Source organism: Actinomycetota bacterium, assembly GCA_030650795.1.
Lineage (GTDB): Bacteria > Actinomycetota > Actinomycetes > S36-B12 > S36-B12 > UBA11398.
Genome location: JAUSDJ010000026.1, coordinates 190,273 through 201,901, shown reverse-complemented (window position 1 = coordinate 201,901; position 11,629 = coordinate 190,273). Strand labels below are relative to the sequence as shown.

Here is an 11,629-nt window from a genome sequence, read left to right as displayed (position 1 = left end):
ACATTGGCGCCGAGCAACCAAGATCGCAGATACCCCGCCCCGCAGTACCCAAGCGCGGATCAGGAGTTCGCGCCGGATGAGCCGCTCGCCCGAAGGGCGCGGCGGTCGGCTCACGAGCCCCGGCTCAGCTGGCTCACATCCCAGGGCCAAAGCGGGAAGGTGTCGATAGCAGCCGGGGCAATCCAACTGTCAACCAAATCGAACGGCGCGACTTAGCAGCCAATTGTGGTGTTACCGACCCTGTGCCGTGAGCCTGGTTCGCGTTAGCGGGTTACCCGCCTGACGTATGGGCAGGCGCAGTGGATTCGGTCGGTGGCGCGTTGGAACTTGGCAGTACCTGGTATCGAGTGAGCATCCCCGCCGTGATGTGGTCGTTGACATGGCAGTGGAAGAGCCAGATTCCCGCATTGTCGGGCGTCATATCCGCGGTGATCATGGCCCCCGGCAGGAGAGAGATGGTGTCAGTGCGCATGCCCATGCTGGTCAGGGTGTTGCCGTGCCAGTGCGGGGTGTGCAGGTCGACCTCGGTGCCCATCGCCATGACATACCAGCGCACATGCTGTCCTTGAGTCATCGTCATCATCGGCTGGTTGCCGAAGACGTAGCCGTTGATCGAATGCATGAGGTTGGATTCGATGAAGTCATCATCGTCTCGGTTGACACTCTTCGGGTTCGATGCGTACTTGGCAATATTCGCTGATAGGTAAGGGCTTTGATTCTCGTTGGCGACCATGAAGTTTGCCACGAATTCTTTGTCCACGTCCTTGGGGGACCCGTCGGGATTGGCTTGACCTGCTCGCGTGATGATCATTGGCCCGATGAGCCCAGCGTAAGTGTCAGCGATCTCGTCGACGTGACCGTGATACATCCACATGATCGAGCTCGGGTCGCTTGGTCCGGGTCCTGCGCGTTCGGGGACTTCCCAGGTGTAGGTGAATGTGTGTCCGGGAGCCACCGAGTCGCCGGGCTTGTCTTTCTCGGGGATGCCGTTGTTATAGACGGCTCCTTCTGATGCGGCCTGGTAGAAGACACCATGTGGGTGCATGGATTCTGGGAACCGAGTGTTGTTGCGGAAGGTGACTTGGATGGTGTCGCCCACCTCGGCGCGGATGATGGGCCCGAGATCGCCGAGATAGGCCTGCGAGGCGGGCCTTGGTAGCAATGTGGTGAATCTGGCGTCTGTGTACTGCCGGTACAAGGCTTTGAGATACCTAGAGCCGATGCGATCGGGCCCTTGCTTGACAAACGTGTCTGCAGTGGCATCAAACGGCTTGCCGGTGATGGCATTGGTGTGCCGGGGAGCGTAATCCCAAGGCTGCTCGTCAGCAGCGATGAAATAGGCGCGCGTCTGATGGGAAGGATTGTCACTGGACGCTGAGGATGAGGTCCCACAACTTGCCAGTGCTCCGACAAGCGCGGATCCTGCGATGAGCGCCACGCCAATGCGCATCGCTGTGCGGGCATGGAGTCCCTTGACGGCGCCGAGCATTTCAGGCACCACCAGCGTTTGTCCGAGACCCATCAAGTTCCTCCATCACATTTGGAAAGGCTAACCTAACTAACTCTTCCGACTGGAGGCAAGTCGATTGAAGTGACTACCCCGGGTGTGGTCGCCTCCAGGCTGCGAAAGCGACGCAGGCCTATTCGGAGCCAGGGCGGGATTTGCCTATTTGGGACTTGATGGGTGGTGACTCCGACGGTGCTACCGCATGCCCGCTGGGTTAACCAAGACGCGGGACAGGGTTGACTAAGTCATGAAGCACTACATGGTCACCGCTACAAGAAATGGACAAGCAAGGCCCTGCTACTTGGGTTCTAGAGGTCCTTGAACACCTGAGTGATCAGGAGTTTCTGAAGCTGGATCCATTGAGTAGTGCGGAGGCGCTGAGCGCTTGCATTGATGCCAATACGTGTGGAGTAGGCCACTCCCGAATCCGACCGCTCAGACAATTCGCAAAGAAGGCCTGAAGTCTCCTCGATGGTGACGGCCTTAGAGGTCGTTGCCTGCGTAGGACTGATTGAAGCTCTTATTGGTCAAGGGAAAGTCGGGGACAATCGTGTCGACGAGGGCAACGGGAAGCGCTGGCCAGTTGAAGAACGAGGGGTCGACGATCTTGGCGCGCGTGATGCGACCCGAAGCGTCGAGCTCGACGCGGTGGGCAATCAGTCCCCGCCAACCCTCGACAAGGCCAAGTCCCGCACCTGGCCCGTTGGGCAGTGCCTGGTGGCCACTGCCTGTATTTGTGTCCAGTCGTCGGACCAGGTCCGTGACGAGCGTTGCCGACACTTGGATCTCGCGAACGCGCATCATGTAGCGACTCATGACGTCGCCGCCGGTTTCGACGACGACCTTGAGCGCGGCGCCGAGGTCGACGAAGGGATGGTCCCGTCGCGCGTCGATGTCGATTCCTGATGCGCGTGCAACGTAGCCGAGCGCGCCGAGCAGTCGCGCGGCCTCGCTGCTGAGCACGGATGTGCCGACAAAGCGGTCGCGGACGGTGGCGTTGTCTGTCGTGATGGTGGCCAGTTCAGCAGCCTCATCGGCGATCGATCGGATGGCAGTGGTGTCGGGCAGTTGGATCAGATGCGATCCGCCTATCGAGATGGCGCCGCGCAGGAGTCGGTGGCCTGTCGTGTCCTTGTTCATTCGCAGGAGAGACTCGCGCAGACGAAGAGCATGTGCGTTCATCAGGCCGTAGCCGACATCGTTGGCCAGGGCTCCGATGTCGGCGATGTGGTTGTGCAGACGTTCCAGTTCCAGGAGAAGGGCGCGGATGAGTCTGTCGTTCTCACTGACGTGGATGCCTGCAGCCTCTTCCAGGGCCATGGCGAAGGCAAGGGAGTGGCCGACGGCGGTGTCGCCGCTGATGCGCTCGGCGATCTCGATGCCGGCGGTGGCGTCGGCGCCTTCAAGCATCTTCTCGATGCCGCGATGCACGAACCACAGTCGTGTCTTCAATCGCAGGATGGTCTCGCCGACGACGGAGAATCGAAAGTGACCGGGTTCGATCAGCCCGGCGTGGACGGGGCCGACGGGGATCTCGTAGACGCCCTCTCCCTCGACCTCAAGGAAGGGGAATGAGCCGATGTCCTCAAGGAAGTCCGGATCGGGATCGGCTTCGCGGAGCATTGGGTACCAGCCGACGGGCCAGTGGCCGTGGCGCACGAGCCGCCGGCGTAGGGGATGGCCGATGGGTCTGATGCCGTAGAGGTCGCGCATCTCGCGTTCGAAGCGGCCTGCGGAGTAGTTGAGCCGGGCCAGGGTGGGAATCTCCCGCTCCTGTTGGGAAACGGTGAGCACCAGTTCGACGCGCCGGTCGTCCACGGGTCGCAGGAGCACGTACACGATTCGGAACTGGGCCTCGTCCTGATGGCAGGCGACCATGCACAGCCGGAAGCCTTCGGCCAGGAGTCCCTCGAAGACATCGACCACATCTGCTGCCGCGACGTTGACGGACCGCCGATTGGATCCACCGGTCATCGCCCACCTCCAAGGACATTCGCAGCTTCGCTGAGCAGGCTTGAGAACGGACCCGTGAGAAATCCGATGATTGCCGTCGCCGCGAGTGCTGCGATGAGCGGCAGTCTCGGTCCATGCGCGGAGCGGTCGCCGGTTTGCGGGGCGTGGCCCTGGCGGGCCTCTGGGTCCGGGTCGGTGCCGAACATCATGTCGCTGGTGTGACGGGCAAGGCCGATGAAGGCGATGAGCAGCAAGGCGATGGCCACGGACATCACCCAGCCCAGCCCGCGCTGGAATCCGGCAACAACGATGGCGACTTCGGTGAAGAACAGCGCGAACGGCGGCATGCCGAGCAGCGCCGCCATTGCGGCCAGGAAAGGGATGGCGATGCCGGATCGCCGAGTCAGCAGGGACCGGATCTGAGAGATCTGGGTGGAGCCGTCGACGGTCAGGATGCGGCCCGATACGACGAAGATGCTGGACTTGGCCAGCCCGTGGCCGAGCATGTGCAGCAGTGCCGCCCCGATGGCGAGCGGCCCTCCGATGGCGGCGGCCAGCGCAATGATGCCCATGTGCTCGATGCTTGAGTACGCGAGCATCCGCTTGAGGTCGCGTTGGCGCAGGATGAGGGCTGCAGCTTCGGCTATGGACAGCAGCCCGCCGGCGATGAGCAGGTTACGCATCAGGTCGGGGCCGATCACCGCGTCGGTGATGGCCTGTACGCGCAGGATCCCGTAGAACGCGACTGACAGCAGGACTCCGGACATGAGCCCGGAGACCGCGGCGGGTGCCTGGCTATGGGCATCGGGCAGCCAACTGTGCATGGGTGCCAGGCCGGCCTTGGTTGCAAATCCGAGCAGTGTCAGGCCAGCGGCCATCTTCACCAGGCCAGGGTCGAGCGTAATGCCGGCATTGGTGAGGACAGTCCAGGACAGGGTGGGGTGGCCCGCCTGCACCGTTGCGGCGTAGAGCAGGACGATGCCGAGCAGGGCGATGGCTACGCCGACGGAGCCGAGGACGACGTACTTCCAGGCGGCTTCGAGGGAATTTCGGGTGCGGTGATAGCCGACGAGGAATGCCGTGGTGATGGTCGTCGCCTCAAGCGCGACCCAGAGGATGCCGAGGTTGTCGGCGAGGACTGCCAGCGACATGGCGAACAGGAACGCCGCGATCAGTGTCGGATAGGCGAACGCCTTGTGCTCTGTCGTCCCGCGGGCGGCAAGGCTGCCCCACGTCGCGGTCAGCCCGACGGCGCCGACGACCGTGAGCATGAATGCGGTCAGGGCATCAGCACGCAGCAGGCCGTCGATCGCGGTCAATGGGCCGCCGGCCAGGACGAGGGCGGCGATGACGACACCACTGGCGAGCACTGCGGCGGCGGCAATGATGCCCGCGAAACGGTTCAGCCACGATTTGCGTGCCACAGCGGTGGCCATGACCAGCAGGAGGCAGATCGCGAGCGGCGCAATGAGCAGGGCAGCCATCAGTCGTGCAATTCCGTGAGGTCGTCGAGGTCGGCGTCGCCGTACTCGTCGCGGATTCGACCGGTCAGCACGTACAAGATGAGGATGACGAGCAGGACGTCGAGGAAGATGCCGAGTTCAACGATTATCGGGACGCCGCCGGAGGACAGGAATGCAACCGTGGCGGTGCCGTTGTCGATGACCAGGAAGCCGATGAGCTGGGCGATCGCGTGGCGGCCAGTGACCAGGAGCAGGAAGCCGAACAGGACGAGCGCAATGCCCACTGGGACTGCCTGGATGGTAGGTCCAGTGCCCAGGACGGACAGCGGTGTGCTGACGGCATAGGCCAGGGCGGTCAGCGCAGCCATGGCGATCAGTGAGGTCGCAGTGTTGATCAAGGGGGCTCCGCCATACTCGCCGCGACCGCTCCTGGCCAGGGCCACGGGAAACGCAATCGCCTTGAACAGCAGGACCAGCACCGCTACGCCCATGAGTTCGGGACTGCCCTCCTTGATTGCGATGACCGCAACGAGGCTGGCCAGTGCCAGGCCCTGCAAGGACAGCAGCGGGAGTGCGGTGACCTGCGCCCGCCGCCACACCAGCAGTACTGCGGAGAGCAGCAGCAGCGCGGCGCAGATCCCGATGGCCTGGGCGTAGACGGCGTCGGACATTTCTAGACCTGCACTGTCAGGTAGGACGCCGTGACAGCCAGCAGCGCGAGCACGAAGGATCCGGCGAGCAACTCCGGGACACGGAACAGTCGGAGCTTGGCGAGGAACACCTCGACCACGGACAGGCCCACACCCAGTACGGCCAGCTTCAGCGCCAGCGCCAGCACCCCGATGAGCATGGACATGGGAGAGACTGCGGTTGCAACACCCCAGGGCAGCGTCAACGTGCCGATCAGACCGAGCAGCGCCCCAAGTCTGAGCCAGGATCCGAGCTCGAGCCACCCGAGGTCGCGACCTGAACTTTCCAGGATCATCGCCTCATGCACCATCGTCAGTTCGAGATGAGTCGATGGGTTGTCGACGGGCATTCGGCTCGCCTCGGCAATCACTGCGATGACCAGGGAGACCAGGGCGAGCAGGCTCACAGGCGCTGCGACGGTGGCCGGGGAATCAATGCGCGAATTGACGATCTGGGACAGCGCGGATGACCCGATGGGGACCGACAGTGCGTAGATAGAGACAAGTACCGTGGGTTCGACCAGTGCAGCGATCGTCATGTGACGACTGGAACCCATGCCGCCGAAAGCGGAGCCTGCGTCGAGCCCGACGAGCGCCAAGGCAACGGTGCCGACGAGCAGCACGCCGACGACGACGAACAGGTCGTCGGGGATCAGCGGGAACGCGACGGTGCCGAGCAAGGGGATGAGTGCGCACAGCACCAGACTGGACGTGATGAGAACCACGGGCCCCGTTGCCTGGACCCAGCTCATCCCTGGTGCGCGGAGGGGCTCCTTGGAGAACAGCTTGCGCATGTCGCGCCACGGTTGCAGGATTCCCGCACCCGCTCGGCCCTCGAGCCGACTGCGCACTTGTCGCATTAGTCCGATGAGCAACGGGGTCAGGATGACCATGACGATCACCTGGGTCGTGGCCAGAACCGCTGCGCCGAGTTTCACAGCGTCACCACCAGGAGCACCAGCAGGAAGGCGATGAACGAGTAGGCGAGATAGAAGTGGATCTTGCCGTTCTGCAGATGCCGGGCCGCGGTGGTCATCCGGCCGGTGAGCTCGATGACCGGCAGGTACAAACGCGTCTCAAAGACATCGGAGAGACGTTGGCGGTACTGGATCCGTTCAACGAGGTACTGCGCCTCGGACGAATGCGTGACGATCACATCGCGCTCGGGACGAAGGGAATCGTCGAAGATACGGGCCAGTGGCTCCGCATAGGAGGTCGCGGTGTACTGCATGCGCGGGTTGACGCGCACACCGCCGCCACCCCAGGCAAGGTCTACTTTGCGCCTGGGCCGCCTGCGTGCGTAGTGCAGGGAGACCAAGAGCACGGGGACGACAAGGACGGCTCCCAGGATCGACAACCACGCGGGATCAAGGAGTGCACCGATTCCCGGCACGTCGATGCCGAACAGTCCGACAGACCCGATGCCGACAAGTCCGCCAGCCGCCGCCGCGGCAGAAGCGGTCATGCCTGGGGCAAGTCCGAGCGCGATGACGAGGAAGGCAGCCGCGCCCATGCCCACCCGCATGCTGAAGGGGCTCTCCCGCGCGTCATCGGCCCCCTGGCTTCGGGGCCTGGCGAGGAAGGCGATTCCGTAGGCCTTGACGAAGGTCATCAGGGCAAGGCCAGCGGTCAGGGCCACGGCACCGACCGTCACGGGCATGACAATGGCCAGGATCCGATTGCTGCCGCCGGCACCATGGATCAGCGACTGCAGCAGCACCCATTCAGCGACGAAGCCGACCGTCAGGGGCAAGGCGGCGGCGCCGAGCGCCCCGATGCCGAAGGCGACCGACGTCATCGGCATGCGTGATCCCAGACCGCCGAGCCTGTCGAGGTCGCGCTCCCCGGTCGAACGCAGCATCGAACCTGCTCCAAGGAACAGCGTGGTCTTGAACGCCGCATGCGCCATCACCAGGAGGAGGCAGCCAGCCAGTGCGATATCGGCCACGCCGGTCGTTCCGTACGAGCGCAGTAGTGATGCCGATCCGATGGCCAGAAACATCAGACCGATGTTCTCCGTCGTGGAGTACGCGAGCAGTCTCTTAAGATCGCTGGCGACGGATGCCTGCAGGATGCCGTACACAGCCGAGACCAGTCCGAGGGCAAGGATCAGCAGGCTCCACCAGGTTGTGCTGCTGACGAGGAACCGGGTCGACACCAAAATCGCGCCGTACACACCGAGCTTGACCATCGCCGCACTCATCAGTGCGGAGATGTGGCTGGGCGCTTCTGGATGTGCGCGGGGAAGCCACACGTGCAGGGGCACGGTGCCGGCTTTGCTGGCAAATCCGAGCAGGAGGCAGACGAATGCGATATTCGCGGAGGTCGAGTTCAAAGGGGTCGTGCTGAACGCGCTGAACTGGGTGCTGCCGGCCTGAGCGGCGAGGACTGCGAAGCCGATCAGCAGCAGGAAGAAGCTCAGCTGTGTCATCGCTGCGTACCAGATTGCGGCCGGGCGCACAGCGGGGCGCAGCGCATGCTCGGTCAGGACCAAGATCGTGGATGCGGCAGCCATCAGCTCCCAGAACAGCAGGAAGCTGACGACATCGGCTGCGGCTGCCACGAGTTGCATCGACATCATGAATACAGCCAGGGCGATCCATGATGTTCGCGATGCCGACGGCCCGTGGACGTAGCCGATGGCATACACGGCCGTGATGGCACCCACGGCGCCGATCACGAGCATGAAGAATCCGCCAAGAGGAGTCGGGGATAGCGTCAATGGACCGAAGGGGAGCGCGACCGGTATTTCCACCAGGCCCTGATCGCCAGTCAGCGCGAGCACGCCGGTGACACAGCCGGCTAGACCGATTCCCGCCACGGCTAGGCCTGTCACGCGCGCTCGGTAGCGGGCGGGTACGAGGACCGCCAGCGCGATAGCCATGATCATGAACGCGAGCTGGGCTAGTAGGCCGGCGCGGATCACGTGCCGGTCACCGATCGCAGTGCTTGCACGATCGCCTCAGGTTCCGGCGGACAGCCCGGGATCTCCAGATCGACGTCGACCACGTCGCTGACCGAGCCCACGACTCCGTAAGCCCCGGCGAACATGCCGCAGTTGCGCGCGCAGTCCCCAAGCGCAATGACGAGCCGGGGTCGAGGTGTCGCGTCGATAGTGCGCTTCAGCGGCTCGAGCATGTTCCGGGTCACCGCTCCGGTGACGAGGATGACGTCGGCATGCCGTGGGGAGGCGACGAGTCGGGCACCGTAACGCTCGACGTCGTATACCGGGCCGAACGCATTGGCGATCTCGATCTCGCAGCCATTGCAGGAGCCCGCATCGACATGCCGGATCTGGACTGTGCCGGCAAGCTCATCGGGGCGATCGGCTAGGACCGCGGGGCGGGGCGGGGCGGGTTCGGCGATCCTGCCGGTCGCACGGATCAGCCGAATCGCCTTGCGCAGCGTCATGGCGCCACGGCTGGCTCGGCTGAGGGATACTCAGTCATCGGGCCCGGTTCATGAGGGCGAACACCTCTACTCGTTCATATCCCGGTAGGACCGGTTCGGTGGAACGCCCCCACCACGTGCCCGGCGACGCGGCGTTTGACGAAGTCGCCGGTGATGACGACAGGCTCGGCCTCATGCTGACTGCGAGAGGGGGAGATCACGGGGAACCGTCCATTCAGGTCATCGGGTTGGCGTGGGTGTGTGTCTTATGGATGTGAGCGTGAGCATGAGCGATGGCCTCGGGTGTGCTGGCAAAGATGTGATTCTCGTGCGCCAGATGTCCGTAGACGCCGAGCACTTCGAAGATGTTCTCGTGATCGGCTTGGATGCCAGACAGCAGCACCGTGATGCCGCGGCCTTCAAGGGTCTTGATGGTGTCCCCAAGCACGCGGGCGCCGGTTGCGTCCAGGGTCTGGACGCGTGACATGCGCAGAATGACGACTCGGACATCGCTGACCTCAGCGACTTCAAGCAGGAATCGGTGGGCGGCACCGAAAAACAGGGGGCCGTCGAGTCGATAGGCGATGACGTGTTCATTGAGCAGAGCCTGCTCCTCGGCGCTGTGGTCGGCGATGTCCAGCGGCACCTCGTCTAGGCGGGCTGACTTCGACATCTGGCGCAACGCGTAGAGCGAGGCGACGACCAGGCCGACGACGACGGCGGTGACGAGGTCCAGCGCGATCGTGGCGGCAGCCGTGGCGATGAGCACCATGGCGTCGCCGCGGGTGGCCTTCAGCAGAGCTCGCAGATTGGAGATCTCCACCATCTGCACAACAGTTGCGAGCAGGACTCCAGCGAGGGCGGCGAGTGGGATGTAGGACACCCACTTCGAAGCGACCAGGATCACCAGGAGCAGTGCCGCTGACTGCGTCATCGCACCCAGCCTGGAGCGAGCACCACCGCGGACGTTGACGGCGGTGCGGGCGATTGCAGCGGTCGCGGGGACTCCGCCGAAGACAGGTGCCACGAGGTTTGCCAATCCCTGACCGAACAGTTCGCGGTTTGGGTTGTGGCGCTCGCCCACGCTCATTGCGTCGGCGACGGCGGCGCACAGCAGACTCTCCAGAGCGGCGAGTGCAGCGACGGCGACTGCAGGCACCATCAAGGTGGTCAGATGACCCCATGGGACGGCGGGGAGTGCGGGAGTGGGCAGGCCGGTGGGGATCGCGCCGATCGTGACGACTTCGATGCCACCCCATGCGACGACAACGGTGGAGATCGCGACGGCGATCAGGGACACTGGCAGGCCCGGACGGAATCGCAGAGTCAGCAGCATGCTGCCAGCGACGAAGATTGTGATGAGAACTGCGGAGAAGTCAGGGGCGGCAAGCCATTCGCGGGCCGCGGAGATGGCGATGGTCACGACTTTCTCGCCTTCGGCGGGTACTCCAAGCGCGGCGGGGACCTGCTGCAGGCCGATGATGACGGCGATGCCGAGGGTGAAGCCCTCGACGACGGGCAGCGGGATGTATTGCATGTAGCGCCCGGCTCCAACGAATGCGAGAACGATGAGGAGGATCCCGGCCATGATTCCAACGACGAGGACGCCCGAACCCCCGAACTGCGCCACGATGGGCAGTAGGACGACGGTCATCGCCCCGGTCGGGCCGCTGACTTGCAGATTGCTGCCGCCGAATACGGCGGCAACGAAACCGGCGACGATTGCAGTGACAAGACCGGCGGCTGCTCCCATGCCGGAGGCGACTCCGAAGGCCAGGGCCAGGGGCAAGGCGACGAACGCCACAGTGACCCCTGCAACGATGTCACGCTTGGGGTTGCGGCGCATTGCCGTGTAGTCAGCCCGCTGGGGTAGGAGTGCCCGGGTGAGGACCCAGCCTGCGCGAACCGCCTTGGCGACGTTCCCGTGCTCCTGGTCGGAGGAGGGAGCAAGCAAGGTCACAACAGCCTCCTTGGGCCGGAACTCAATTCCTTCTTCAAACCGTCTCTCTCCCTAATCACATCGAGCAGGATCGCCCGCGCGACGATGAGCAGGTCCCGGATCTCTGGGGCTGAGATCGTGTAGAAGACCTGCCCACCACGTCGGGTCTGGGCAATCAGTCCGGTGCGTCTCAGCAAAGCCAACTGATGGGAGAGGTTGCTCGACGCGATTTCGATCTCGTCGAGAAGTTCGTGGACTGCGTATTCCCGATCGCAGAGCAACTCGAGCACCCTGATTCGCGCAGGATGCCCGAGTATGCGGAAGAAATCCGCCTTGGCCTCATACAGAGGTCTGGTCACCGCGACTCCCAACGTCTTTGGGGGACTTTAGCATGTGAACAGTTCTTCAATCAGCCAATCGTCGAGATTGGATCGGGCTGGCCCTGCCCCGAATTCGGTAGCTTGCTCGTTCGCCGGTTGAATTCCGCACCCGCCAAACGCCCTCCACCCCTGGCACTCTGACAAGAGGTCGAACTTTTCCTCGAGCCTTGTCGCCGCGTATCCATGTGACTGGGAAGCAACGGGCTCACGCAAACTCGCGGGCGGAGTTTATGGACGATGGGGGTGCAAGCCTGGATTCCCAGGGGTGCAAAGGGGGGTTCGCAAGTTGAGCCAGAATCCGCCTGACT

At 63.7% G+C, this 11,629-nt stretch carries 9 protein-coding genes and 1 pseudogene; all 10 read right to left on the bottom strand.

What is annotated here, in order from left to right; translation table 11 throughout:
* Positions 1-15 precede the first annotated feature (15 nt).
* Positions 16-159: pseudogene (locus tag Q7L55_08745) on the bottom strand (cation transporting ATPase C-terminal domain-containing protein).
* 112 nt (positions 160-271) lie between these two features.
* Entirely contained in the window at positions 272-1,522 is a 1,251-nt protein-coding gene (locus tag Q7L55_08740; GenBank protein MDO8732641.1) for a multicopper oxidase domain-containing protein, read from the bottom strand.
* Between the two features lie 468 nt (positions 1,523-1,990).
* The gene (locus tag Q7L55_08735) at positions 1,991-3,481 is read right to left on the bottom strand and encodes an NADH-quinone oxidoreductase subunit C (protein ID MDO8732640.1); all 1,491 of its coding nucleotides are present in this window, start codon (positions 3,479-3,481) and stop codon (positions 1,991-1,993) included.
* Positions 3,478-4,944, bottom strand: a complete 1,467-nt coding sequence (locus Q7L55_08730; protein ID MDO8732639.1) for a proton-conducting transporter membrane subunit — start codon at positions 4,942-4,944, stop codon at positions 3,478-3,480. The genes Q7L55_08735 and Q7L55_08730 overlap by 4 nt, the downstream gene beginning before the upstream one ends.
* Entirely contained in the window at positions 4,944-5,594 is a 651-nt protein-coding gene (locus Q7L55_08725) for a hypothetical protein (protein ID MDO8732638.1), read from the bottom strand. The genes Q7L55_08730 and Q7L55_08725 overlap by 1 nt, the downstream gene beginning before the upstream one ends.
* 2 nt (positions 5,595-5,596) lie before the next feature.
* On the bottom strand, positions 5,597-6,505 hold the full coding sequence (locus Q7L55_08720) for an NADH-quinone oxidoreductase subunit H (protein MDO8732637.1): 909 nt from the start codon (positions 6,503-6,505) through the stop codon (positions 5,597-5,599).
* Between the two features lie 41 nt (positions 6,506-6,546).
* The gene (locus Q7L55_08715; protein MDO8732636.1) at positions 6,547-8,538 is read right to left on the bottom strand and encodes a proton-conducting transporter membrane subunit; all 1,992 of its coding nucleotides are present in this window, start codon (positions 8,536-8,538) and stop codon (positions 6,547-6,549) included.
* Positions 8,535-9,023, bottom strand: coding sequence for an NADH-quinone oxidoreductase subunit NuoB (gene nuoB / locus Q7L55_08710; GenBank protein MDO8732635.1), 489 nt, complete (start codon positions 9,021-9,023; stop codon positions 8,535-8,537). The genes Q7L55_08715 and nuoB overlap by 4 nt, the downstream gene beginning before the upstream one ends.
* A gap of 214 nt (positions 9,024-9,237) precedes the next feature.
* On the bottom strand, positions 9,238-10,848 hold the full coding sequence (locus Q7L55_08705; GenBank protein ID MDO8732634.1) for a SulP family inorganic anion transporter: 1,611 nt from the start codon (positions 10,846-10,848) through the stop codon (positions 9,238-9,240).
* A 110-nt stretch (positions 10,849-10,958) separates the two neighbouring features.
* Complete coding sequence (locus tag Q7L55_08700; GenBank protein MDO8732633.1) at positions 10,959-11,300, bottom strand: metalloregulator ArsR/SmtB family transcription factor; 342 nt, start codon at positions 11,298-11,300, stop codon at positions 10,959-10,961.
* Between the last annotated feature and the right edge of the window lie 329 nt (positions 11,301-11,629).